We start from the raw sequence: 25,894 nt of genomic DNA on the forward strand, positions 1-25,894 counted from the left end.
TATAAATCGATTAACTTTGCCTTAAAAATAAGTTGTCCTTGGAGAATAAGAAAATGTATTCCAAAATACTTGGTATGAAAAAACTCATTTTTAGCGGATTGTTAGTTTCAGTACTTCTTTTTTCCTGTAATGATGGCGATAAAGTTGCTGCTGAGGTAGCCAAGATTCCATTGGACCTGAAGATTACAAGATTTGATCGGGAGTTTGCGGCCGCAACCCCGGAAAGTTTGCCAGAACTCAGAAGTACCTATCCCTATTTTTTTCCCGCTCCAGATAGTGTCTGGATTGCCAAAATGCAAGATTCACTACAAATAGAGCTTTTGCAACAAGTAGGGAACACCTTTAACAGTTTTGAAGATGAAAGGGCGGCACTGGAGCAATTGTTCAAACATGTAAAATACTATTTCCCAGAACAGCCCACCCCACATATAATTACCGTTACCAACGATGTAGACTACAACAACAGGATAATCCTAGCGGATACCTTGTTGCTCATAGGTTTGGACAACTATCTAGGGCCAGCGCATAAATACTACGGCGGTTTTCAGCGCTATATTGCTAAAAGTCTTGATAGGGCCTATTTGGCCAGTGATATCGTAAGTTCGTTTGCCAAGAAAGTGGTGCCGCGGCCAAGGGACAGAACCTTTTTGGCGCGAATGATTTATTTTGGGAAAGAGCTATACCTAAAGGATAAGTTGCTCCCAAATGCGGACGATACCGTAAAAATTGGGTATACGGAAGAGGAACTTAACTGGGCCATAGCCAATGAGGAGCCTATTTGGAGGAACTTTATTGAGCAAGAGCATCTGTACAGCACGGAAAATGGTTTAAATCCAAGGTTTTTGGACCAAGCGCCTTTTTCAAAATTTGGATTGGAACTGGATAATGAATCCCCGGGCAGGCTAGGTCGTTACATAGGATGGCAAATTGTGAGGGCTTTTATGGAAAACAATGACATAGAACTCAAACAACTATTGGCGATGCCAGCGGAGGAACTATTCAAAAAATCGAACTACAAACCAAGAAATTAGATGGCAGATTTACATGTATCGGAAATAACATTGCGCGTAGGATTAGATGATAACCGGGTACCGGAGAAATTATCTTGGTCCGCACAAGATGGTGGTATTGATAATGAGGAAGCAAAGGCGATGTTACTCTCCGTTTGGGATAGTAAGAACCAAGAATCGCTTAAAATAGATTTATGGACCAAGGATATGCCCGTGGATGAAATGAAAACTTTTTTTCATCAGACCTTGGTTTCTTTGACCGATACTTTTATGAAGGCCACGCAAGACGAAAAGATGACCGCCACCATGAAGGATTTCTGTGATTATTTTGCCGAGAAGCTAGAATTGGGCAAGTAAGCTTATCTTTTTATTCGGGCTCCGGTTGCATAAGTATTCCAGCTCGGATGGCAATGGGCATGTCGTTTTCCTTAGGCGGTATAGGACAAGAATAATCCATATTATAGGCACAGTATGGATTGTACGCTTTATTGAAATCTATTAAAATAGTGTCGCCAGCAGGTATTTTTAAATCTAAATACCTACCACCGGTATAGGTATCAATACCATTGGTGAGGTCCGTAAAAGGTAGAAATAAGCGGTTTTTATATTTTTCCTTTGTTCTAAGGTAATGACTCTGATAGATGTTTAGCTTCATTTCCTTTCCATTAATGGTAAAAGTAGCTATGCCGTAAATATCGTACACCGGCACCCTGTCGGTAGTTGTTTTCATTTGGTAGGGTATGGGGTTTAAGGCTCTCTGAAAATTCGCGGTGACCTTAAAGTTCTCGTCTACGGGGAAAAACGTATGCCCTTGAAACTTCTCGATATCCTCGTGGGATAGTGGTGATTTAATAGTGTCACGGTACTCTTCGTTGAGATGGTCTTGGAAGGCAATAATACTATCCTTATAGGCCTGCGCTTGTATTGCGGTTAAGGAAAAAAAAATGCTAAGGAGTACTAGTATTCTCATAATGCTTTCTGTAAAGTAAAGTTCGTAAGGGTTATATCAATTTTCTCCTAAGGATTGCTTGGAGCAGTATATGGGTATCAGGTTTTTCTGAGAATTTTTTCCATTTTACGACCTTTGGCCAGTTCATCGATTAGTTTTTCCATGCGCCTACAATTCTTATATACCTCAAACTCATCGGCTATTTCTTCAATGCGATAGCCACAGACCACACCCTTAATGAGTTGTGCGTTCGGATGCATGTTGGCTTTTTCAAAAAAGGTTCTAAAGGTTACTTTGTCGTTAATGAGCGCTTGCAAAGTATCTTGGTCAAAACCGGTTAACCAGGTTAGGACTTGGTCTAGTTCTTCTTTTGTTCTTCCATTTTTTTCTAACCTGTTCAGGTAAAGTGGATAAATGGATGCAAATATCATTTGGGCCACTTTCTCGTTTTTTTCAGCGGTAACTTTCATGATGTTTTGTTTTAGTGATGCGCACTATTTAAGATATGCTCATGCCTAGTTTTTGTAGTATTCTTGGTCTATTTAGATGTTGCTTATTCTTATTAAATATAGTAAATTCTAGGATTACGTGTGAACAAGCAAGCAGCCCAAATGGTCAATGCAGGTCTGATGAACTTATCTTTTGTCAGGACGCCTATGCCAAATCATCTTGAATAGAATTAAAAGTGATTGGAACAAACTTGCTTTGGTAGCATAAGTCAAAAGTATCCTGGGTTACTTGGCCAGTCGGTTCATGAAGCATCAAAAATCGTCTTTGCACATCTGAACCTAAGAGAAAAAAGGCCCCTTTAAGGGGCTTTTATTCAACCTGTATTTTAAAAATCACAGGCTTGTGCAACGGTTACCTTTGTTATCTACCATTTTCTTTTTTCCAATCTGTTTTCAAATATTTAAAAGCATCTTCCAAAGCTTTTCTTGAAGGTTTGGGGTTAAAATCTAATTCTTTTCTAGATTTACTGATATCATAATCTTGTTTTAATCCGTAAAACATATCCAAGTAATGTCTCTGTAATAAAGGCTCTTTACCTGTAAGTCTACTGCTAAATTCCATTAAACCTGCAACAGAGTACAATAAACATTTTGGTACTTTTTTAGGCATTTTTAATTTTAGTTCAGGATATAGTTCTGATGCTATTTTTACTGTTTCTTGTAACGTAGTGTGTTGTTTATTAGATAGAATATAGCGTTCTCCAATTCTGCCTTTTTGCATAGCGTTATATAGACCAGAGGCTACATCTTTTACATCAACCCAATTTAAAGTTACATTGGTGTCTACAGGTATTTCTCCATTTAAAACTTGTAATACTAGATTGTTAGAGTAACTTAATTTATAAGCTTTAGAGCCAATCATCGCAGAAGGTAGAACAAGGACAGTTCTAATATTATATTTTTCCCCTAATTCTAAAGCTAGTTTATCAGAATCGTTTTTAGAGTTATAATACCAATTTCTTCGGTCTTTATTATATCCATTGTCAACATTTGCAGGTAATTTTGTAAAATCTAAACTGGCTACAGAACTTACATAAACGATATTTTCGATGCCACATTCTTTAGCAATATCAAATACATTCTGAGTTCCTTGCATATTATTATCATAAATTTCCTCTTTAGGATTTTTCGCCCACATACTAAAATTTGCCGCAACTGCATATAAGTTGGTAACTCCTTGAAATGCTTTTTTTAATGATATAATATCTGTAATGTCAGCCTGTACAACCTCACAGTTTAAACCTTTGAAAGGCTCAGTCTTATTTATGTTTCTTACGGTTGTTCTTACTTTTTGGTTATTGGAAAGTAAATGTCTAATTAGGTTATTTCCTAAATGTCCATTTCCGCCAGTTACCAATGAAATTTCATTGCTCATAATTCTTAAATTTTGTTTGAGCAAATTTCAAAACCCTTTATATAGCTAGAAATAACATTTGTTAGAAAGTGATTTGTTTTCTAATACGACTTAAGGATTGAGGTTCCATTCCTAAAAAAGAGGCGATATTGTCAATAGATACATTCAAAGCTAGTTTTGGGTACTGATTTACAAATTTCATATAACGTTCTTTAGCGGTCAAAATTTGAAAATCTTTGACACGCTCCAATTTGCAACTTAAATGTTCGTTTGTTATTTCTTTAACTAATATTGACCAAAATTTTGTTTCTTTTTGTAAAATATCAAAATCAGGTTTCGATATTTTTGAAACTCTGGACTCTGTGATAGTTTCATAATAATCTAGTGATGGTGTTTCTGTCATAAAACTGTCTAAAGATGTGAAAAAATCTTTATCAGCTACAAGATGTTGTACAACAATCCTTCCGTCAACATTTTGATATCCTTTTACAATACCAGTATCTAAGAAATAAATATATCGTTCCACTTTTCCTGCTTCTAAAAGATTAGTTTGAGCTGGAACATTCTCCGAAACAAAATGATTTTTGATTAAATCAATATCATGTTGAGTTAAAGTAATTTTTGATTTTATATAATTAATAAGATTTTCCATTTTTATGTTGTAATGATATATAAGTCTGTATCCCTAAATTTCGGCTAAAAGTAGCTGTTGGCCAACAAATCAGGCCAATAATCTTTTAACTAATTACAAACGCTTAAACGGTACATCTCCAATATGCTTTCAGCAAAAGAAAAGCCTCTTTGATAGCTTAAATGGTGTTGTGTTTTAAAGAATTAATGACTTGTGTAACCGTCACCTGTGTTGTACGCAGTTTTTTTCTTTTCAATCCAATTTTTGCAATTGTTTCTTGCTTGTTCAGTCTTTAAATACATTTGATTCCTTTCAATTTTATTCAAGCAGAAGTCAATTGCCTTTTCATTATCATTTAGTCCAACTAGCTTGTTTGATTTCTTTAGATCAAATAATTCTATAAGGAAGAAAGCTGTCCAAAGACCTATCCAATACTGCCCTTCTTGTAGATATTGGTAAAATTCTGTTTGTTTATCTTGCACCTTAAATGACAGAGCAATTCCCTTTAATCTCTCAAAGAGTTCAATGTCTTTTTGTTGTAACTCAAATGGCTCAATTCCTTGCTTCCAAATTTCTCTACAAGTAGAAATGAAAGAGTCTGGGTTGGTTTTAAGTTCCGAATAAGTTTTTTCAAGCTTTACCCAATAGTCTTTTTGCATCCATTTAAAGGTCAACCATGAAGTTTCAATTCCTAATTTTTTAAAAGTTGTCCGTTGGTTAAGTGATTTTAAAATATTTTCTACAAGCCAATTTTCTGGAAAGCCTGCCCATTCTCCTGTAACGCTCGTTAAATTAGGTTGTAATACCGGAAAAATCTCATACTTGTTTATTTCTTTGATCTCTTTAAGAGAATAAGGACTTTCAATGATTTTGAATGCAATATTTCTGAAATCAGATTCTTGAAGTTCCGTATCAAGATAGAAATCAGATAATGCAATCCAAATTGGTTTCCTTTCTTCTATATTCAAAGTTCTGTTCATTCAAATGGCATACAACTCGTATCTAAGTATGTATCCCTAAATTTCGGCTAAAAGTAGTTGTCGACCAACAAATCCGGCCAATAATCTTTTAACTAATTACAAACGCTTATACAGTACATCTCCAAAAGGCATTCAGCAAAAAAAGCCCCTTTAAGGGGCTTGTATTCAATCTGTATTTTGAAAATCACAGGCTTGTGCAACGGTTACCGTTGTTATGCGCTTACTTTTTTATGCGATGCTCTGAATAATTTTAACTGTAACAATTCCTATAATTATTAAAATTCCAATACGAGCTAATAGTAGCAGTGCAATGTTGATATTTTCTTGGAAATCTATGAGCGTGTCTTTTTTGGAATTGTTTTTTAAATCCCCAGTGAATAGTCTTGTTATATATCCGATAACCGTTAAAAATGTCCGACCCATAATCCCGAAAAAATTATATATCGATAAATATCTATTTGCCTATTAATCTAAGTTTATAACAAGATAGTTTAAAATTGATTATTGGTTCACTTTTTTAAATTTCTCGATTTCTTTAAATCGGACAACGAACCAATCTAACGACAATTAATGTTTTAACACTTAAAGTTCAGAATTTTATCTGTTCTGTGTTTAGATTTTTGAACTTTTAATTCCAAATTGTTTTCCATTTACCAATCTGTCGCACATTCCGCCAATCCGAACTTTTTTATGCCCGCTTTGTAATATTTTTCCAGAAGAACCAATGTAAATGAATTCAATTTTACCGCCTTTGAGTGCGTAAACGATATAAATTCCAACTCCGTTTTTCGGAGCGTTACAGACCGTTGATAATTCATCATAGGCTGAAAAAAAGAAATGTCCATTTGATTTATATTTATCTAATTCGTCAAACATTCACTATCGGTTTTTGAAGCTAATCCAATTGCTGCTTGAGTCTTTCAGGGTCTTGTCTCGTGTCGAACAAAGTAATTATTTCTATTTCTTCACGCTCGAAATTGACGCGATAGAAAAAAGTTGTCTGTTTTGTAACTACACACTTATATATTCCCCCGAATTCATTTGATTTCGGGCAACTTTCAGGTTGGGATTGTATTTGTTGGATTTTCTTGGTCAATTTGGTCAAAAAATCTTTTTTGACCTTAAAACTCCATTGTTCCAACAAGTATTCGGTAAGTTTTTTGAGTTTGTACTCGGCCAGTTCGGAAATGAAGACCTCCATCAAGAAATCCTTTTGAGAACTTCCTCGTAAGAAGTCCGCTTGCCTTTGTTCAATTGTTCAATTCCTTTTTTGATTTCGGCCTGCTCTGATTTGGTCAACTCGTTCCAAAAGTCCGATTTTTCATTGTTTATGAAATCCGTCACTTTTTTGATGAACTTATCGTTGTCGATATTCAATATCAATTTTACGAGCTCTATTTTTGATGTTTTGATGTCCATTTCAATTCCCTTTTTTCAAATTTACTGAAAATTCCATTTCTGGTCTGATTTTTCAGTATGAAGCACAACTTCTAGTATAAATGTGTATCCCTAAATTTCGGCTAAAAGTAGCTGTCGACCAACAAATCCGGCCAATAATCTTTTAACTAATTACAAACGCTTATACAATACATCTCCAATAGGCATTCAGCAAAAAAAGTCTCTTAAAGGGGCTTGTGTTCAAACTGTATTTTGAAAATTACAGGCTTGCGCAACGGTTGTCGGTGGTGGGCATAGTTTTTTAATATTCTCTTTCATTAATCTTTCTGTAATTAAACGATTCAGAGAACCAACCTAAAGATTTAGCGTCGGCTATTATTTCTTTTTCTTCTTGTTCTGTGAATTTACTTGCTAATTCAAAATTGTTATATCTCAATCCTTTGAAATCGTCGTGGTAAGCAATAATTATAAAGTCAGTTCTTAAATATTTAGTGTGAACGGCAAAACTTTCTATTGCTAACATTAAAACATTATCGAGCACTTCTCCTTGTAATTCTTTAGGGTATTTTGCGAATACAAAACCAAAATCTGAAACATCCGTAAAAGCTCTTGCGAATTGTTTTTCATAACCTTTTTTATACTTGTCGTAGAACGAAAAAAAGTTTTCAGATACAATGCGTCTCTCAAACCTATTTAAGGACATTAATTTTTCTGCTAATTTTTTAAGCTCCTTTCGATATTCGATTTCGTTTTCTATGAATTTATCAATAAAGAAACTTTGTTGGTCTTTTTTCTTCTTTTTAAAAAATACTGGGTTAGAAATAAAGTTTTTCCAAGTTCCGTCTATGTCGTAGAATAAACCAGCATAATTGTTACTGGTCAAATTTTCAGGGTAACTATTAGAATTATTTATGTAAGTGGCCAATAAATCCAATTCGCTCCCTGAAATAAAAATGTGTTTTTCATTTTTAGACTGTGTTTTTGCAACTCTTTCAGTAAATTTTTCGTGAGTTTTTTTATCATATTCATCATCACTACAGAAAAGCATTATAACAGACTTACTACTCAATAATTTTTCTCTTGCAGATAAGTAGTTTGTCAAATCTTTAATAGTGTTCATTTCATTGGTAATAGCAAACCATGCTGTTCCGTCCATTATGGTTACATGTTTTCCTGATTTGGTGTAGCTTGATGGATGATAAAATTTCAGACCTTTACCAAGATTTACAATTATTCTAAAAACTTTTGAGTAACTAGTTTTATCAAATAACTCCAAACCTTTTTTCGGATGTTTAATGAAAACTTTTTTGTTTCCAAATAATTTTTTTTCAGCTCCTTGGATTTGTTTTAAGGCTTTCTCAATCGTATTATTAAAATACCTGTCGTAATTGTCTTTGAAGTCATAATTTTTTACTGATATTATTATTAAGATGTCTCTAAAAGTTATCAGTAAGTCGCATATTTCTTTTTTGTCCCCTTTTTCATCATGAGGACTTGGGTAGCACCAATATTCGAGAAAAATATTGTTTGCGATAGTGTTCACAAAATATTCTCCTTCATTTCCTTTAGGGTTACTATCCATTTTCGTGATGTTTTGGGAAATTAAAGCCAACTCGTATATAAGTCTGTATCCCTAAATTTCGCCTAAAAGGACTTAAGAATCAAAAAATCTCTTAATAAGTTATTCGTAATTACTTACAAAATACGGAGATAAGCGCCTCAGCTTGTGGAACTATTAGTTGTTTTTTAAACTCACCGTCATGGGCCAGCCCTCAAATTGTTGGGCATCAGGTTGGGTAACATCTGCATTTCGAGGCCAACATTCAAAAGTAACGTCCTGGGTTTGGGTATTAAAACGTATCAATCCATAGCCACCACCATGCGAGGGACTTTCCGGGTTTACATAAGCTTTCATAGAAATCTTATTGTGAAACCCGTCGAGGTAGTCTCCGGTCCAAGGTAAGGAGGTGTTGGGGTTGGGATTGTTTCCGGCTTTTTCATCTTCGGGCCACCACCAACGGCTATAATAGTCGTTAACAATGGCAGGGACTACAAAGGCCCAAGGGCCGTCCCCGAATTCGTTAATCCCCTGTTTAATTACGGTGGCCAAATGTTGGTCTCCCGCAATATGTACGGCGTTCGCTTGTTGTATAAGTTCCAGTGCTTTTTTACGTCCCGTTTGTGGCCATCCGTTACTATCCAAATCCGCATGCAGGCGGTTGTCCATAGTACCGTGAATATGTGCCCCACCACAAAAACCGGTTTGGGAAAGCACTACTTTGGTGGCATCCGTATTTGTTTCTCCCCATGTTTTTAAGAAGTGTAGTTGGCGCTCGCCCAGCAACTTTAGTTCGGGCAAATCAATCGATGCGGGGTCATAATCCGGGTTTCGGATATGGTCCGGGCGAGGGCCTTGTTGCGGTATTTTACCCTCAGGCCCGGATTTAAACTTTCGGTCCTCCAGAATGGCAAAGTCAACTCCGCCCCATACCAAATTGGTGTAATACACCCCTATGCCCTGCTCAATAGGAGTAGGGTCAAAAGGGTCGGGGAGATGTGCCGTTTGGCAGCGCTCTACCATTTTTACATATTCCGGATGATAGCGGTAACCACCATCGGGACTACCTTTGGTCACGGAAACTTTTCCGTTCTCGCCCCAAAGATTTCCCTGTCCTATATCATGGTCGTCCGGGATGGTAATGCAGGGTCTATGGCGGAAGGTTTCCCTGAATTGCAGCCCAAATTTGAGCCAGGCCGCGGTATGTTCCGTATGGTCGTAGGACTGGTCTCCGGCAAAGAAAATAAGGTCTGGGTCCTGATGATTAATATTGCGTACATAATTCTCTCGCATACCCCTATCTTGATTACTGTTGCAGGAGAGTGCGGCCAGACTGATTTCCGCTTTGTGCATCGGATTTTTGCGAATGGTACCTTCGTACCTTGCCTTTTCTCCGTGACGCAGTCGGTATTTGAGATCTTGGGAGCTGTCCCAATTTTCTACACGAAAAAGAGCGGACCACCCCAGATCGTTTAGTTGTTGGGACTGTACCTCCGTCCAGGTACCGTTCTCTTTTATTTCCAGACGTACGGTTCTGGTCTCTTCCGGGTAGAGTGGATAGCATTGTGCGCTCAGTTTTAACGTGGTGCCAGAAACGGTATAGATGCCAAAGGCGATAACACTGTCCCGATTCACTTTTAAGTTGATGATAGGATTGTCCGCTCTGTTCCACCAGTCATTTATGGCCAAGGTGTCTACATCGGAGAAGGGTGCTTTTGCAGGGGGTACTTGTTCTTTCTTTTTTTCGGCACAGCTAAGAAAGCTAAGGCAAACGACAACGAGCAGAATAATCTTTTTCATGGGAAGGTTTTGTTAGTATTCGTGTCCGGATAGGACCAATGACTCCCTTAAATATACTATTTTCGAAAGCTGTTATGAAAAAAGATACGCTACAAAAACTAATCTTCATCTATAATGCCGATTCCGGTCTTCGGAATTTATTACTGGATGGTGCACACAAAATTTTGAGTCCGTCTACCTATGCCTGCAGCCTATGCGATATAACTTTTGGTGCTTTTACGGAAAATGCGGTTTGGAAGAAGTTTAGATTGCAACTTGCGGATACGGTACAAATGGAGTTCCTTCATAAGGATGAATTTACCAAGGCGTACCGTTCTAAGTTCGGCTATAAGTTTACCTTTCCCATTGTATTGATGGAAACCACGACCGACCTAGAAATTTTTGTACAAACGGAGGAGTTAAACCAATTAGAGGATGCAACGGCATTGATTGCGCTGTTGAAGGCGCGACTTTAGAGAGATGCAGCGCCGATAGTATTATTTCTTATTGGCCTCAAAAAAATCGAGGTTAATGGCATCGATATAGCCAAGAACTTCATTGCGACCTATGCGCTTGCTAGACGAGGTGACGAAGTGTTGCGGAGCTTCCTCCCAAGCACCGCTAAGCAGTTCCTTAATATAATGGTCCACCTGTCTTTCTATGGCTTGGGGCTTCAACTTATCGGCCTTGGTGAAGATAATAGCGAACGGAATGGCGTGCTCTCCCAACCATTGCATAAACTCCATGTCCACTTTCTGCGGTTCATGCCTAATATCTATCAATACAAAAGAGCAGACCAGTTGTTGCCGCTGTAAAAAGTAGTTGGTAATGTATTTTTGAAAAATGTTCTTATCCCTTTTGGATACCCTTGCATACCCGTAGCCCGGTAAATCTACCAAAAACCAATTCCCGTTGATTTTAAAATGATTGATAAGCTGGGTCTTACCCGGTCTGCCCGAAGTTTTGGCTAAACTTTTTTTCTCGGTGAGCATGTTTATGAGGGAAGATTTCCCCACATTAGACCGTCCAATGAAGGCGTACTCCGGGATGGGCTCGTTGGGGCACTTGGCAACATCGCTGTTGCTCATGACAAAGTCTGCCGACTTTATTTTCATCTAAGAGAGTTTTAGAATTTTCTTTTTTCCAGCCAAGCATCAAGAATGGCATTGAATTCCTTGGGATGCTCCATCATTGGGGCGTGGCCACATTCCTTGATCCAATAAAGTTCAGAGTCCGGTAGTAGCTCGTGAAACTCTTTTGCCACTTTTGGCGGTGTAACAGAGTCGTTTTCTCCCCAAATAATACAGGTAGGTGTATGCATTTTTGGTAAGTCCTTGCTCATATTGTGCCGTATGGCGCTTTTGGCGATGGCCAATGTTTTAACCAGCTTCATGCGGTCGTTGACGGTTTCGAATACCTCGTCCACGATTTCTTTGGTGGCAACGGCTGGGTCGTAAAAAACATCTTGTGCTTTTTTCTTAATAAATTCGTAGTCGCCACGTTTGGGATAACCGTCTCCCATAGCACTTTCATAAAGTCCGGAACTTCCTGTGATTACCAAGGCTTTCACCATTTCAGGGAATAATTTGGTATGCAAGAGTCCAATATGGCCACCCAGGGAGTTGCCCAAGAGAATAACGTCCTTTAGTCCTTTGTACTCGATAAAGCGCTCAAGATATTTCGCAAAGTTTTTTACGTTGGTCTTGATCATCGGCATATCGTAGATGGGAAGTTCGGGAACTAGTACTTTGTAGCCTTTTTTGGGGAAATAGTCGGTAACCCCGTGAAAATTACTCAATCCGCCCATTAAACCATGCAGGATAATGATCGGGGTACCTTCGCCCTTCTCAATATACCTGAATTTTCCGTCCTTAATAATTTCGTCTTCCATTCAAAATGGTGCTGATATTTGCGCAAATATAGGCATTTCAATGCAATACAATAATAGGGCTTTATCTGCTAAGACAAAGCTTTTTCTTCATGGACACCTCACTTTAAATTTCAGCGGAAAGTGTTGTGCGAGGGCATAATTAGTGAGTTGAGGTCTAAAATTTGTCAAAAATTGTTTATTTTATTAACAAAGTGGATTTTTGTGGTAAAATGTGGTAATAATATTTATATATTTGAGTTATATAATAAAGACCAACAATTTTGGAAATCTATTTTTCAGGCGTTTTCAACTGCAAAGCTGATGCTAAGGGACGGGTAATGTTGCCGGTTTCCTTAAGGAATCAAATGGCGCCCATGCTTAATGATGGCTTCTTTATTAAGAAATCCTACTACGATGAATGTCTGGAGTTTTATCCCGCCGAAGTTTGGAAGGCAGAAGTAAAAAAACTCAATGAACGCTTAGGGGACAGTAGAAAGGATAGGGATTTTAAAAGAAAATTTACTGCGGGTTTACGCAAGGTAGAGATTGATGCCACTGGCAGATTATTGATACCTAAGGATATTATTGGCCTAGTGGATATAAAGAAAGAAGTAACCCTTTCTCCCATGGATAACCACTTGGAGATATGGGACAAGGCTACGTATGATGGTGAGGTAGATTCTACGGCAGATGATAGGGAGCAATTGGCGTATGATGTAAAGTATGCTGAAAAACCAGGTGGCAATGTATCATAATGCAGTGCTGCTGAAGCAGTCTGTAGATGGGTTGGCGGTGAAGGAAAATGGAGTGTATGTTGATGTAACTTTTGGTGGAGGAGGCCATTCCAAGGAGATATTGAAAAGATTGGGCGAAGACGGAAAGTTATTCGCTTTTGACCAGGACGAGGACGCGCAGTCCAATGCCCTTGGCGATAGTAGGTTTGTTTTGATTGGGGAGAATTTTAGGTATATCACCCAATTTTTAAAGTTCTATGGCATTCGGAAAGTAGATGGAATCTTGGCGGATTTTGGTGTTTCGTCCCATCAGTTCGATAAGGCGGAACGCGGTTTTTCAACACGTTTTGATGCTGAGTTGGATATGCGTATGAGCAAGCGTAATAATTTGTCCGCTCATGATGTGGTGAACACCTATAGATATGACGATTTACGTGATGTGTTGTTCACCTATGGAGATTTACGTAACGCAAACGCGATGGCCAAAGTAATCATAGACAGCAGGTCGTTCGCGGAGATCAATACCACAGAGGAGCTGAAAACAGTGCTTAAGTCATTTTTGCCAGCGCACAAGAAGCATAAGATTTTGGCTCAGATCTATCAGGCGATACGTATTGAGGTAAATCAGGAGATCGCTGTAATCAAGGAGTTTTTGAACCAAGTTCCCGGTCTTTTGGAAAAAGGAGGAAGATTAAGTGTTATCAGTTATCACTCTTTAGAAGACCGTTTGGTAAAACGATTTATCAGGGCCGGACAGTTTGAAGGAGAGCCGGAAAAGGATTTTTATGGAAACATTAACGTCCCCCTAAAGAAAGTGGGTCCCTTGGTGGTTCCGTCGAAAGAAGAAATAAAAAATAACAATAGGGCGAGAAGTGCAAAGCTTAGAATTGCAGAGCGCATTTAAAAAGTATCGCTCTTATAAAGTAACTAGAATAGTACAACATGGTTAAGAAAGGTATACTGGACATTTTAAAAGGTAAGTTTTTGGTCAGCGGCGACGCTCCAAAGAATTGGCTGTTTATCATTTTCGCTTCTTTTTTGGCTGCGGTAATGATCAGTAGTTCGCACAGTGCCGATAAAAAAGTGCATCGAATAGCGGCATTAAACGAAGAAGTAAAGGAGTTGAAGAATGAATTTGTAGACGCGCGTTCAGACTTGCAACAATTAAAGTTAGAGTCTACGATTACGAGTACGGTAGAGGATAAAGGATTGTTTCCGTCAGAAACGCCACCACAAAAAATTAGGGTAAAATCATTAAAGGATTCTGAATAAAGATGCCAGCAACTGACAAAAGCATATTAAAGCGATTATATTTTGTAGCAGGAGGCCTTGTCCTTTTTGCTGCTGCCGTGCTATTTAAATTGGTTTCCATACAGGTTGTTGACGGTCAAAAGTATATAGCATTGGCCGAAACCAGGACCACCAAACTATTTACTATTGAGCCCAACCGCGGTAACCTTTATTCCGATGATGGTAGCCTTTTGGCAACGTCCGTCTCCAAATACACCATACGTTTTGACGCCGTTACGGTGAGTGATGAAGATTTTAAGGAGAACATAAAACCGCTGTCGGATGCCTTGGGAAAACTATTCGGAAAGACTTCCTCCCACTACCAGCAGGTGTTGCGCAAGGCCAAACAGAACAAGAACAGGTATGCGCTTATTGCCAGAAACTTGGATTATTCCGACTACATGGCCGTTAAGGATTTTCCGTTGTTCAATAAGGGTGCGTTCAAAGGCGGACTCATTATAGAACAAAAATCCAAAAGAGAACATCCCTTAGGTAAAATTGCCGAGCGTAGTGTTGGCTATGAGCGTGTAGATGAGAACGGTTACCGCACCCGTGTAGGAATGGAGGGTGCCTTTAGTGAGTATTTAAGTGGTGTTGCCGGAAAAAGATGGAAGCAAAAGATTGCCAAAAACCAATGGAAGCCAACAGGTACGGATAATATCATTGAGCCAAAAGATGGTTATGATGTGTATTCCACTATTGACATTAATATACAGGATATTGCGCACCATGCTTTGTTGGGGCAATTGGAGAAATATAAGGCAGACCACGGAACGGTCATCGTCATGGAAACCAAAACGGGTGAGGTCAAGGCAATTTCCAATTTAGGACAAACAAAAGAGGGCAAGTACTATGAACGTCTCAATTATGCCATTGGGGAATCTCACGAGCCAGGTTCCACGTTTAAACTCATGAATTTAGTCGCAGCCCTAGAGGACAAAGTTGTTGATACCAGCACTGTCATAGATACGGAAAAAGGTTCTTGGAAAATTTACAGGCATCGAGTAAGGGATACCAAGCGCGGTGGTCATGGAGAGCTTTCCATTGCCGAGGCATTTGAGGTTTCTTCTAATGTAGCTTTCGCTAAGATGATTCATAACGGGTATAAGGATGACCCCGAGAAATATGTGAACAGGTTAATGAGTATGGGTATTCATAAAGAATTAGGACTTCCGGTAAAAGGAGAAGGTACTCCGGTTCTTCGATATCCGGGAGATAAAGGTTGGTCCGGTCTTTCCTTGGCGCAAATGGCCTATGGTTATGAGGTGTCGTTAACGCCGTTACAAACACTAGCTTTCTATAATGCCATTGCCAATAATGGAGAGCTTATTAAGCCAAGACTTCTTAAAGAGGTTAAAGAGTGGAACAAGACCATTGAAAAATTCGATAAAGAGGTGTTGAACCCGGCTATCTGTTCTCAGGAAACCGTACGTAAAGTACAGCAAATTTTGAAGAACGTAGTCGAGAAGAAGCACGGTACAGGTCACGGAATGTACTCCTCTAATTTCTCGATGGCCGGTAAAACAGGTACAACGCAGACCAATTATGTATCTAAGGACAAGGATAAATATGAGTATATCTCATCTTTTGCGGGATATTTTCCTGCGGACAATCCAAAGTACTCCTGTATCGTAGTTATACATAAGCCGGATAAAAGCGTAGGGTATTATGGTGCGGATGTTTCCGGCCCCGTGTTTAAGTCAGTAGCGCAAAAGGTGTACGCCACATCGCCGCTTATTGATGAGGTGAATGTTGAAGAAGAGTTCAACACGGATTTAGATAAAGCGTATCAACGCTATTTCGCGAACGCCCAAAAAGAATATAATGAAATACCCAACCTTAAGGGGATGAGTGGTATGGACGCCGTTTCAATATTGGAAAACCTAGGCATTAAAGTAGAGGTTATCGGTAATGGAAGGGTAAGGCATCAATCCATATCTCAGGGAACGGATATTAAAAAAGTTAAAAAAATAGTATTGCAACTTTCATGAAGCTTCTAAAAGACATATTATTTGGAGTTAGCCTAACAGCGGTCAGTGGCACTACAAATTGTAGTGTCAATGCCGTTTGTTTTGATTCGCGCAAGGTCCAAATGGACGATGTCTTTGTGGCTATTAAAGGAACCATCACGGACGGACATAAGTATATTAGAAAAGCCATTGATTTAGGGGCAAAAGCTATTATCTGTGAGTCGCTTCCCGACGATTTGGTGAATGAAGTAACCTATGTAGAAGTAGCTAACGGAAACAGCGCCTTGGCCATAATGGCTTCCAATTACTATGATAACCCTTCCAAAAATTTAAAGTTGGTCGGTGTTACGGGCACCAATGGAAAAACAACCGTTTCTAGTCTCCTATATCAGCTGTTCAAGAAAGCAGGATACAAAGTGGGCTTGTTGTCTACCATAAAGATTATGGTCGATGATAAGGAGTACGATACAAGTCACACCACTCCCGATGCATTGACGATAAACTATCACCTTCACCTTATGAACAGTGTTGGAGTGGAATTTTGCTTTATGGAAGTGAGTTCCCACGGAATACATCAGAAAAGAACGGAAGGTTTGGTCTTTGAGGGTGCTATTTTTACGAACCTATCCCATGACCATCTCGATTATCACAAAACATTTGCAGAATATCGGGACACCAAGAAAATACTGTTCGATAATCTGCCTAAGAAAGCTTTCGCCCTGACCAATATCGATGATAAGAATGGTTTGGTCATGTTGCAGAATACAAGAGCAAGAAAAAACACCTATGCTTTAAAGAACTATGCGGATTACAGGGCTCAAATTTTAGAGAACCAATTTGATGGGCAGTTGCTTAAAGTGGATGATAACGAGTTGTGGACCAAGCTAATCGGGCATTTTAATGCCTATAATATCCTGGCTATTTACGCAACGGCAGATTTGTTAGGCCTGGAAAGGTTGGAAACGCTACGCCTATTGAGTGAATTGGACAATGTAGATGGCCGATTCCAATATTATATATCGAAAAAGAAAATTACGGCTATAGTTGATTATGCCCATACGCCGGATGCTTTAAAAAATGTGCTTGAGACAATCAACACATTGAGGACTGGAAATGAAAACGTCATCACCGTTGTGGGGTGTGGTGGCGACAGAGACAGATCTAAGCGTCCGGTAATGGGCAATATCGCTTCCGAGATGAGCAACAAAATTATCTTTACATCGGACAACCCAAGAACCGAATCACCTACAGCTATTATATCGGAGATGGAGGCAGGAGTGGAGCCGCAAAACACTAAGAAGATTCTTTCCATAGAAAATAGGGAGCAGGCCATAAAAACAGCTTGCCAGCTTGCTGTGGATAACGATATTATTCTTGTTGCCGGCAAAGGTCATGAGACCTATCAGGAAACTAACGGGGAAAGAGTGGATTTCGATGATTTTAAAATGGTCAAAGACCTATTGAATCAGATGGACAAGTAATGCTGTGACAGCGTTTTTAGAAGTAATAAAGTAGTAAAAGATAATTGTAGAATTCAAAAATACAGGAAAGTCCATCTTTTTGATGTGGACTCGGTGATTGAATCAGAATTGAAATAAGAAATGTTAACCTATTTGTTCGAATATTTAGAAAAAGAATACCAACTGCCTGGAGCAAGTCTGTTTCAGTTCAGTACGTTTCGTGCGGCAATGGCAATCTTATTCTCTTTAATCATCGCAACGGCATTTGGTAAACGCATCATTCTTTTTCTGCAAAGAAAACAAGTAGGGGAAACGATAAGGGATTTGGGCTTAGAAGGTCAAAAACAAAAAGCAGGTACGCCGACCATGGGAGGTGTCATTATAATTTTAGCCACTTTAATTCCTGTCTTATTATTCGCCAGGTTGGAGAATATATACATCATCCTTTTGATTTTTACCATGTTATGGATGGGTGTTATCGGCTTTGTGGATGACTATATAAAAGTATTTAAGAAAAACAAGGAGGGTTTAAAAGGAAGGTTCAAAGTTTTAGGGCAACTGGTACTGGGCTTAATTGTAGGCGCGGTATTATACTTTCATCCGGAAGTGACCATGAGAGAGCATAGTAAAACGATGATTACCGACCAATATACGGTAGAGGAAGTAAGGGGAGAAGAGGTCAAGTCTACCATGACAACAGTTCCTTTCTTTAAGAATAATGAGTTTGATTATACCAATTTCATTGGCTGGGCCGGAGATGGTGCCAAAGATTACGCTTGGCTGGTTTTTATTCCTATCATCATTTTAATCGTAACGGCAGTGTCTAATGGAGCTAACCTTACGGACGGTATTGATGGTTTGGCAGCTGGGACCTCGGCCATTATCGTATTCACCTTAGGTGTTTTTGCACTCGTATCCGGTAATATTATTTTTTCCGACTATCTGGATATTATGTACATCCCCAGAGTGGGAGAACTATTAATATTCATAACGGCATTTGTTGGGGCCTTGGTAGGATTTCTTTGGTACAATACCTTTCCTGCCCAAGTATTTATGGGAGATACAGGGAGTCTGACCATTGGCGGCGTTATCGCGGTCATAGCCATTATCGTGAGAAAAGAGCTGTTGATTCCACTTATGTGCGGAATCTTCTTCGCGGAGTCTTTATCGGTAATGCTTCAGGTGGGATATTTTAAGTATACCAAGAAAAAATTAGGAGAGGGGAAAAGAATTTTTTTGATGTCGCCATTACATCATCACTATCAAAAGAAAGGATATCACGAGAGTAAGATTGTAACACGATTTTGGATTGTAGGAATTATGTTGGCCATTGTGACTATTGTGACTTTAAAAGTGCGCTAAATGAAATTTTTGGTAATCCTTGGAGGCGGAGAAAGTGGTGTAGGAACCGCCATTTTAGGAAAGAAAAAAGGATTTAAGGTTTTTGTCTCCGATAAGGGAACAATTCAAAAAAAATATAAAGACGTTCTTGAACATTTTGAAATTGATTGGGAAGAAGAGCAGCACACTGAGGCGCTAATCCTCAAGGCCGATGTGGTCATGAAAAGTCCTGGTATTCCGGATAGTGTTCCTTTGGTGCAAAACCTGTTAAGCCATAACATACCGGTTATTTCTGAGATAGAGTTCGCATCACAGTATACGGATGCTACGATTATAGGAATTACGGGCAGTAACGGGAAGACCACTACGACCATGTTGACCAACCATCTCTTAAAAGGTGGGAACTTAAATGTGGGCATGGCGGGAAACATTGGCGATAGTTATGCCAAAATGGTCGCTGAAAATGATTTTGACTATTACGTGTTGGAAATCAGCAGTTTTCAGTTAGATGGCGTAGTACGGTTTAGACCGCATATCGCGGTAATTACGAATATAACGCCAGACCATTTGGACCGGTATGACTATAAGTTTGAAAACTATATCGCCTCTAAATTTAGAATAACGAAGAATCAAACGGAAGAGGATTATCTCATTTATGATGCAGATGACGAAGTAATTACCAACTGGTTAAAAGACAACCCGATCAAATCAAAACGAATCCCTTTTTCATTGAAAAAAATGATAAAGGAGGGCGCATTTTTAGAGAACGAACAGATAAGAATAACAACAGATACTGACACTATAACGATTATGACAGACGCATTGGCACTGGAAGGGCAGCACAATTTAAAAAATTCCATGGCGGCAGCTACGATTGCCAAATTGGTAGGAATTCGTAAAGAAACCATACGAGAATGTATTTCTAATTTTCAAGGGGCACCGCATAGGTTAGAGAAGGTCCTTAAAATTCATCACGTACAGTACATCAACGATTCCAAAGCAACGAACGTGAATGCTACATATTACGCGTTGGATAGTTTAAAGACCCCCACCGTTTGGATCGTGGGCGGCGTGGATAAAGGAAATCAATACAAAGAACTGATGCCGTTGGTGCGGGAAAAAGTGAAAGCAATCGTCTGTTTGGGTATGGATAATGAAAAGATAAAGGAAACGTTTGGCAATGTCGTGGATTTGGTCGTGGAGACCTTTGCCATGGAAGAGGCGGTAAAAGTAGCGTATAAAATTGCGGAAAGAGGGGATAGTGTTTTGCTTTCTCCGGCATGTGCCAGTTTTGATTTGTTCAAAAATTATGAGGACAGGGGAAATCAATTTAAGAATTGTGTAAAAAATCTATAAGTGTTAAGCGTATTAAGAAACATAAATGGAGATAAAGCTATTTGGGCCGTTGCGGCACTTTTGGCCTTGTTTTCTTTTCTGCCGGTGTATAGTGCCAGTAGCAATTTGGTGTACGTGGTAGGTAATGGCACTACGGTAGGCCATTTGGTAAAACACGCTTTGCTACTATTTCTTGGTTTTGGTATTATTTACGGTGTACATAAGATTCCTACCCATTTTTTTAAGGGACTATCGCTCATTGCGCTGCCCATTGTACTGGTGCTCTTGATCTTTGTTTTAGCGCAGGGAACCTCTATCGGCGGAGCTAATGCCAGTCGGTGGATAAGGATTCCTTTTGTGGGCTTTGGTTTTCAGCCTTCAAATTTGGCAGCGGTAGTGGTAATGATCTATGTGGCCCGCTATCTGTCTAAGATCAGGGATGTCAAAATAGGTTTTACGGAAAGTATATTACCCTTATGGGTTCCCGTGTTTTTAGTGGTTTTACTGATTTTACCTGCGAATTTTTCAACCGCGGGCATCATATTTTCCATGGTTTTGATGTTGTGCTTTTTAGGCGGATATCCCGTAAAATATTTATTGGGAATAGTAGGTACGGGTCTTTTATGCTTAACGCTATTTATCCTTACGGCAAAGGCGGCGCCAGGTTTATTTCCCAATAGGGTGGATACCTGGATGAGCAGAATAGATAGTTTTTCCAATCCGGATGATGTCCAGGCCAACTACCAGATTGAAAAAGCTAAAATAGCCATCGCCACGGGGGGTATCGTTGGTAAAGGGGCCGGGAAAAGTGTGCAAAAGAACTTTTTGCCCCAGAGCTCGTCAGATTTTATATATGCCATTATTGTAGAGGAATATGGTTTGGTCGGAGGTTTCGCTTTAATGTTTTTTTACCTGTTCCTATTGTTTCGGATCGTGGTGGTTGCAAACGGGGCCGGCACCGTATTCAGTAAACTTTTGGTTTTAGGAGTTGGGTTGCCCATTGTTTTTCAGGCGCTAATAAATATGGCGGTGGCAGTAGAATTATTTCCCGTTACGGGACAGAATTTACCATTGATAAGTAGCGGGGGTACCTCTAGCTGGATGACCTGTTTGGCCATTGGAATTATTCTTAGTGCAAGCAATAAAAGTATAGTTCAGGACAACAACAGTAACAAGCATTTTGATGAAAGTAACCCCTTAGAAGTATTAAGTGGGCAATTATAGATTTATTGTTTCCGGTGGTGGAACAGGCGGACATATATATCCGGCGATTGCCATAGCCAATGAACTAAAGAGAAGGTTCCCCAAGGCCCAATTTTTATTCGTTGGGGCCAAGGATAGAATGGAGATGGAAAAAGTGCCGCAGGCAGGTTATAAGATTGAAGGATTATGGATTACGGGGTTGCAAAGGAAACTCACCCTTAAAAATTTAATGTTTCCCATAAAATTGATAAGTAGTTTGATCAAAGCAGGCAACATAGTAACAAGGTTTAAACCAGATGCGGTTATCGGCACGGGTGGTTTCGCCAGCGGACCGTTACTGAAAGTTGCCTCAGGAAGGGGAATACCATGTGTGTTACAAGAACAGAATTCCTATGCCGGGATTACCAATAAACTATTAAAAGATAAGGTGGCAAAGATTTGTGTTGCTTATGATGGTATGGAAAAGTTTTTTCCAAAGGAAAAAATAGTAAAAACGGGTAATCCCGTACGAGAGGACTTGGTTGCGCTTCGCGTATCCAAAGCAGAGGCAATTGCTTTCTACGAACTGGATGTCAACAAGAAAACGCTATTGGTTTTAGGCGGCAGTCTTGGTGCGAGAAGAATTAACACTTTAATAGCGGAGAAGCTGGATTATTTTAAAAGCCTTGGGATTCAGGTGTTATGGCAATGTGGAAAAGGATATATAGCGGAATACGAAAAATATGATTCCAAAGAGGTGAAGGTGCAGGCTTTTTTAAACCATATGGACAAGGCCTACGCCGCTGCAGATTTCATCATTTCTAGATCTGGAGCAGGCGCGGTTTCCGAACTGTGTTTGGTGGGTAAGCCCACAATCTTCATCCCGTCCCCAACGGTGGCAGAGAATCATCAGACTAAAAATGCTTTGGCATTGGTACAAGAGGATGCGGCCATCATGATTAAAGAAGAGGATTTGGAGCGGGATTTTGAACAGGAGTTTGGTTCCGTTTTTAATTCGGAAGAAAAACAGCAAGAACTATCGAAAAATAGTAAGGCATTGGCATTGCCCAACGCCACGATTGAAATATGTGATGAAATCGTAAAATTATTGAACTGATAAAATGAATTTAAAAGACATACATAATGTGTACTTCATCGGGATAGGTGGCATTGGTATGTCCGCCCTTGCGCGATATTTTCGTTTTATTAATAAGCATGTTGCGGGCTATGATAAGACGGAAACCCCTTTAACAAGAGAACTTACGTCTAATACTATAGCTATACATTATGAAGATGATGTGGACCGTATTCCGTCAACATTCAAAAATGTTAAGGATACCTTGGTCGTTTACACACCGGCGGTTGCCAAAACACATTCCGAATATCAATATTTTTCCGAGCGCGGTTTTCATATTAAAAAGCGGTCTGAAGTATTAGGGATGGTTACAAAAGATTCCTTTTGTTTTGCCGTTGCCGGTACGCACGGTAAAACAACTACCTCTAGTATTCTCGCACATTTGTTAAAAGAAACGGGCACTCCTTTAACCGCTTTTCTCGGAGGTATTTCTGAGGATTTTAATAGTAATTTCTTATTGGAGGGTACGGAGTACTCCGTGGTGGAGGCAGATGAGTTTGATCGCTCTTTTTTAAGGTTAACGCCTAATGTAGCATGTATTACCTCAATGGATGCGGATCACTTGGATATTTATGGAGATTCGGACGAATTGAAAAAATCGTTTCTGGAATTTACAAAGCGGCTAAAGCCTAACGGAAAGTTATTTGTAAAGAGTGGTCTGCCTGTAGCGGGTATAACCTATGGTATTGAGGATAATTCGGACTACTGTATCCAAAACATAAGAATAGAACAAGGTACCTACATATTTGATTTGGGAACCCCGAATTCAGTTTTGAAAGGGGTTAGGTTCAATAAACCGGGAAGGCATAACCTGCTTAACGGTTTGGTTGCTTTTGCTATGGCGATAGAGGCCGGTTCCCCACCGTATCGCCTGGCTGAAGCTTTGGCCACTTTCAAGGGGGTGCAACGAAGATTCTCTTACAGGATAAAGAACGATGAATTGGTATTTATAGATGATTACGCGCATCATCCTACAGAAATCAATGCTGTTTTTGAAGCAATTAGGGAGATGCATCCCCAGAAAAAAGTATTGGCGATTTTTCAGCCACATCTGTTTTCAAGAACTAAGGATTTTGGTGATGATTTTGCGACAAGTCTTTCCAGATTCGATAGTATTTGCCTGCTGGAAATTTATCCGGCAAGGGAAAAGGCCATTCCAGGGATTACTTCGAATTGGTTGTTGGATAAAATAACAAATCCCTTTAAAAAATTAATTCAAAAGGAACAAATTATATCCGAAATAAAAGCTCAAAATCCTGATGTTCTCGTGACTATGGGTGCAGGAGATATCGGACTCGAAATAAATAAAATACAAAAGGAACTGTCTTATGCGTATTAATTGGAACATTTTAAAGTTTATTTCTCTAATGCTAGTGGTAATGGGGCTTTACGCATTTTCTAACCAAAGGAGTAATAGGAAGAATATCGCTAAAATAAATGTAGAATTTATAGGAGACCAAAATTTATACCTCACAGAAGGGACGGTTAATAAATTGTTAATACAAAAATACGGACGGCTAGAAAATGTGCCTAAAGAAAAATTAGTTTTGAATACTGTAGAGAAGGTCATTACGGCCAATGAAATGGTGAAAAGTGCCCAAGTCTATCTTACTATAGATGGTGAGCTTACGTCTAAAATTGTTCAACGTAAACCAATCGGACGCATAGAAGGTAATTCAAAATTCTATTTGGATGACGAAGGAAAACGCATGCCGTTTTCGTCCAATTATTCAGCTAGAGTTCCCATAATTACAGGTAATGTAACAGGGGAAAGCCTTAAAGATGTGTATGAAATTTTGGAATTTATAAATAAAGACGATTTTTTACGAAAAAACATAATTGGTATTCATGTTGAGGCAGAGGATAACTATCAATTAAAATTTAGGCTGAACCGCTTTGTGGTGAATTTAGGGGGTATTGATAATCTAGAGGAAAAGTTCAGCAATTTTAAAGCTTTTTATGCAAAGGCGAACAAGGATAAAACTTTGGAAAATTTTGCGATCGTCAGTTTAGAATTCAATAACCAAGTGGTGTGCACTAAAATATAATAGAAATGGAACAAACTAAATATTCAGTAGGCCTAGACATAGGAACAACAAAAATCGTTGCCATTATTGGGAAGGAAAATGAGTATGGGAAGATTGAAATTTTGGGTATAGGAAAATCCAAGAGTTTAGGTGTTCACAGAGGTGTTGTCAATAATATTACACAAACCATACAATCTATTCAGCAGGCCGTTGAAGAGGCGGAGAGCAACTCCGGTCTTAAAATCGGTTCTGTAGTTGTTGGTATTGCTGGCCAGCACATACGAAGTTTACAGCATAGTGACTATATCACTCGTAGAGATTCTGAAGAGGTAATCAACGATGAGGATTTGGATACCCTTTGCAACCAGGTTTATAAACTGATTATGCTCCCTGGAGAGGAAATTATCCATGTATTGCCGCAAGAATATAAAGTGGACGGACAGGCTGAGATTAAGCAGCCCATTGGTATGTACGGAGGTCGTTTGGAGGCTAACTTCCACGTTGTTGTGGGTCAGGTTACTTCCATCAAAAATGTAGGCCGCTGTATTAAAAGTGCCGGGTTGGACTTGGGGAATATCACCTTGGAGCCATTGGCTTCTTCGGATGCGGTACTTAGTCAAGAAGAGAAAGAAGCAGGTGTTGCATTGATTGATATAGGAGGTGGTACAACTGATTTGGCCATCTTCAAGGATGGTATCATTCGGCACACTGCAGTAATTCCTTTTGGTGGTGGTGTTATTACGGAAGACATAAAAGAGGGATGTTCTATTATAGAGAAGCAGGCAGAGTTGCTTAAGATTAAATTTGGTTCTGCTTGGCCTGGCGAGAACAAGGACAATGAAATTGTTTCCATTCCGGGACTAAGAGGTAGGGAACCAAAGGAAATTACCTTAAAGAATTTGTCCAAAATAATCCATGCCCGTGTAGTGGAGATTATAGAACAAGTTTACGTAGAGATTAAGAACTACGGCCATGATGAGCAAAAGAAAAAGCTCATTGCAGGTATCGTGCTAACAGGAGGTGGAAGCCAATTAAAACACTTGAAACAGCTAGTGGAGTATATCACCGGTATGGATACCAGAATAGGCTATCCAAACGAGCATTTAGCCGGGGATTCAGAAGAAGAAATAGCGAGTCCTTTATACGCTACAGCTGTAGGATTATTAATGAATGCAATAAAGAACGAGGCAAGGATGGCCCCAGCTACAGAGGCCACGGATGGTAATGAAGAAACAGGAGAAGGTGAACTGGTCTATGCGGAAAGTGGGGACACTAAAATTTCCACTAACGGAGAAAGAAGGGAAAGAAAATCAGTTTTTGACAAGTGGTCTGAAAAGCTAAAGGAGTTTTTGGACAACGCAGAGTAAATAATAAAGCATACA

General features: G+C 39.2%; 27 protein-coding genes. 15 read left to right on the plus strand and 12 right to left on the minus strand.

Translation table 11 applies throughout. The features are described from left to right. The first annotated feature begins 74 nt into the window (after positions 1–74). Together gldB and gldC are read left to right on the plus strand one after the other, a co-directional pair. Positions 75–1,031: a gliding motility lipoprotein GldB gene (gene gldB, locus EJ994_RS00710; protein WP_126590768.1), complete on the plus strand. Its 957-nt coding sequence runs from the start codon at positions 75–77 to the stop codon at positions 1,029–1,031. After that, the gene (gene gldC, locus EJ994_RS00715; RefSeq protein ID WP_099573542.1) at positions 1,032–1,367 is read left to right on the plus strand and encodes a gliding motility protein GldC; all 336 of its coding nucleotides are present in this window, start codon (positions 1,032–1,034) and stop codon (positions 1,365–1,367) included. A 10-nt stretch (positions 1,368–1,377) separates the two neighbouring features. Here gldC and EJ994_RS00720 read toward each other — a convergent pair whose 3' ends face one another. The 10 genes from EJ994_RS00720 to EJ994_RS00765 form a co-directional block, all read right to left on the minus strand. Beyond that, on the minus strand, positions 1,378–1,980 hold the full coding sequence (locus EJ994_RS00720; RefSeq protein ID WP_126590769.1) for a DUF1684 domain-containing protein: 603 nt from the start codon (positions 1,978–1,980) through the stop codon (positions 1,378–1,380). Positions 1,981–2,057: 77 nt separating this feature from the next. Then, entirely contained in the window at positions 2,058–2,429 is a 372-nt protein-coding gene (locus EJ994_RS00725) for a DUF2200 domain-containing protein (protein WP_126590770.1), read from the minus strand. A 400-nt stretch (positions 2,430–2,829) separates the two neighbouring features. Beyond that, the gene (locus tag EJ994_RS00730) at positions 2,830–3,843 is read right to left on the minus strand and encodes an NAD-dependent epimerase/dehydratase family protein (RefSeq protein ID WP_206507163.1); all 1,014 of its coding nucleotides are present in this window, start codon (positions 3,841–3,843) and stop codon (positions 2,830–2,832) included. A 61-nt stretch (positions 3,844–3,904) separates the two neighbouring features. After that, the gene (locus EJ994_RS00735; protein WP_126590771.1) at positions 3,905–4,474 is read right to left on the minus strand and encodes a Crp/Fnr family transcriptional regulator; all 570 of its coding nucleotides are present in this window, start codon (positions 4,472–4,474) and stop codon (positions 3,905–3,907) included. Between the two features lie 182 nt (positions 4,475–4,656). Continuing rightward, positions 4,657–5,433, minus strand: coding sequence for a hypothetical protein (locus EJ994_RS00740; RefSeq protein WP_126590772.1), 777 nt, complete (start codon positions 5,431–5,433; stop codon positions 4,657–4,659). Between the two features lie 612 nt (positions 5,434–6,045). Beyond that, positions 6,046–6,309, minus strand: coding sequence for a hypothetical protein (locus EJ994_RS00745; RefSeq protein WP_126590773.1), 264 nt, complete (start codon positions 6,307–6,309; stop codon positions 6,046–6,048). Between the two features lie 19 nt (positions 6,310–6,328). Continuing rightward, positions 6,329–6,634, minus strand: coding sequence for a type II toxin-antitoxin system RelE/ParE family toxin (locus EJ994_RS00750; protein ID WP_126590774.1), 306 nt, complete (start codon positions 6,632–6,634; stop codon positions 6,329–6,331). Further along, positions 6,634–6,852 (minus strand): hypothetical protein, encoded by a 219-nt coding sequence (locus EJ994_RS00755; RefSeq protein ID WP_099573534.1) that lies wholly within the window; start codon positions 6,850–6,852, stop codon positions 6,634–6,636. Before EJ994_RS00755 ends, EJ994_RS00750 begins: the two co-directional genes overlap by 1 nt. 280 nt (positions 6,853–7,132) lie before the next feature. Next, complete coding sequence (locus tag EJ994_RS00760) at positions 7,133–8,413, minus strand: hypothetical protein (protein WP_126590775.1); 1,281 nt, start codon at positions 8,411–8,413, stop codon at positions 7,133–7,135. Between the two features lie 153 nt (positions 8,414–8,566). Continuing rightward, complete coding sequence (locus EJ994_RS00765; RefSeq protein WP_126590776.1) at positions 8,567–10,189, minus strand: alkaline phosphatase D family protein; 1,623 nt, start codon at positions 10,187–10,189, stop codon at positions 8,567–8,569. 74 nt (positions 10,190–10,263) lie between these two features. On the opposite strand from EJ994_RS00765, the gene EJ994_RS00770 reads away from it, so the two are divergent. Further along, positions 10,264–10,644, plus strand: a complete 381-nt coding sequence (locus EJ994_RS00770; protein ID WP_126590777.1) for a GTPase — start codon at positions 10,264–10,266, stop codon at positions 10,642–10,644. 21 nt (positions 10,645–10,665) lie between these two features. Here the strand turns inward: EJ994_RS00770 and yihA are convergent, their stop codons facing one another. Further along, the gene (yihA, locus tag EJ994_RS00775; RefSeq protein ID WP_126590778.1) at positions 10,666–11,283 is read right to left on the minus strand and encodes a ribosome biogenesis GTP-binding protein YihA/YsxC; all 618 of its coding nucleotides are present in this window, start codon (positions 11,281–11,283) and stop codon (positions 10,666–10,668) included. Positions 11,284–11,294: 11 nt separating this feature from the next. Continuing rightward, complete coding sequence (locus tag EJ994_RS00780) at positions 11,295–12,059, minus strand: alpha/beta fold hydrolase (protein WP_126590779.1); 765 nt, start codon at positions 12,057–12,059, stop codon at positions 11,295–11,297. Between the two features lie 260 nt (positions 12,060–12,319). Here EJ994_RS00780 and EJ994_RS00785 point away from each other — a divergent pair, with 260 nt between their 5' ends. The 12 genes from EJ994_RS00785 to ftsA all read left to right on the plus strand — a co-directional run bounded on the left by EJ994_RS00785 (position 12,320) and on the right by ftsA (position 25,879). Continuing rightward, on the plus strand, positions 12,320–12,793 hold the full coding sequence (locus tag EJ994_RS00785; RefSeq protein WP_126590780.1) for a division/cell wall cluster transcriptional repressor MraZ: 474 nt from the start codon (positions 12,320–12,322) through the stop codon (positions 12,791–12,793). After that, the gene (rsmH, locus tag EJ994_RS00790; protein WP_241240821.1) at positions 12,762–13,676 is read left to right on the plus strand and encodes a 16S rRNA (cytosine(1402)-N(4))-methyltransferase RsmH; all 915 of its coding nucleotides are present in this window, start codon (positions 12,762–12,764) and stop codon (positions 13,674–13,676) included. Before EJ994_RS00785 ends, rsmH begins: the two co-directional genes overlap by 32 nt. Positions 13,677–13,714: 38 nt before the next feature. Next, the gene (locus EJ994_RS00795; protein WP_099573525.1) at positions 13,715–14,044 is read left to right on the plus strand and encodes an FtsL-like putative cell division protein; all 330 of its coding nucleotides are present in this window, start codon (positions 13,715–13,717) and stop codon (positions 14,042–14,044) included. 2 nt (positions 14,045–14,046) lie between these two features. Further along, a complete protein-coding gene (locus EJ994_RS00800; RefSeq protein ID WP_126590781.1) occupies positions 14,047–16,053 on the plus strand; it encodes a penicillin-binding protein in 2,007 nt (668 codons plus the stop codon). Further along, a complete protein-coding gene (locus EJ994_RS00805) occupies positions 16,050–17,513 on the plus strand; it encodes a UDP-N-acetylmuramoyl-L-alanyl-D-glutamate--2,6-diaminopimelate ligase (RefSeq protein ID WP_126590782.1) in 1,464 nt (487 codons plus the stop codon). Before EJ994_RS00800 ends, EJ994_RS00805 begins: the two co-directional genes overlap by 4 nt. Positions 17,514–17,633: 120 nt before the next feature. Next, positions 17,634–18,854, plus strand: a complete 1,221-nt coding sequence (mraY, locus tag EJ994_RS00810) for a phospho-N-acetylmuramoyl-pentapeptide-transferase (RefSeq protein WP_126590783.1) — start codon at positions 17,634–17,636, stop codon at positions 18,852–18,854. Next, positions 18,855–20,189: a UDP-N-acetylmuramoyl-L-alanine--D-glutamate ligase gene (gene murD / locus EJ994_RS00815; RefSeq protein ID WP_126590784.1), complete on the plus strand. Its 1,335-nt coding sequence runs from the start codon at positions 18,855–18,857 to the stop codon at positions 20,187–20,189. Beyond that, on the plus strand, positions 20,190–21,392 hold the full coding sequence (locus EJ994_RS00820) for an FtsW/RodA/SpoVE family cell cycle protein (protein ID WP_126590785.1): 1,203 nt from the start codon (positions 20,190–20,192) through the stop codon (positions 21,390–21,392). Further along, positions 21,379–22,467: an undecaprenyldiphospho-muramoylpentapeptide beta-N-acetylglucosaminyltransferase gene (gene murG, locus EJ994_RS00825; protein WP_126590786.1), complete on the plus strand. Its 1,089-nt coding sequence runs from the start codon at positions 21,379–21,381 to the stop codon at positions 22,465–22,467. Before EJ994_RS00820 ends, murG begins: the two co-directional genes overlap by 14 nt. 4 nt (positions 22,468–22,471) lie before the next feature. Further along, positions 22,472–23,824, plus strand: coding sequence for a UDP-N-acetylmuramate--L-alanine ligase (gene murC, locus EJ994_RS00830; protein ID WP_126590787.1), 1,353 nt, complete (start codon positions 22,472–22,474; stop codon positions 23,822–23,824). Beyond that, positions 23,814–24,533: a cell division protein FtsQ/DivIB gene (locus tag EJ994_RS00835; RefSeq protein ID WP_126590788.1), complete on the plus strand. Its 720-nt coding sequence runs from the start codon at positions 23,814–23,816 to the stop codon at positions 24,531–24,533. The genes murC and EJ994_RS00835 overlap by 11 nt, the downstream gene beginning before the upstream one ends. Before the next feature lie 5 nt (positions 24,534–24,538). Further along, the gene (gene ftsA / locus EJ994_RS00840; RefSeq protein WP_126590789.1) at positions 24,539–25,879 is read left to right on the plus strand and encodes a cell division protein FtsA; all 1,341 of its coding nucleotides are present in this window, start codon (positions 24,539–24,541) and stop codon (positions 25,877–25,879) included. Positions 25,880–25,894: the final 15 nt, after the last annotated feature.

Source organism: Maribacter sp. MJ134, assembly GCF_003970695.1.
In the GTDB taxonomy this organism is placed as follows: Bacteria; Bacteroidota; Bacteroidia; order Flavobacteriales; family Flavobacteriaceae; genus Maribacter.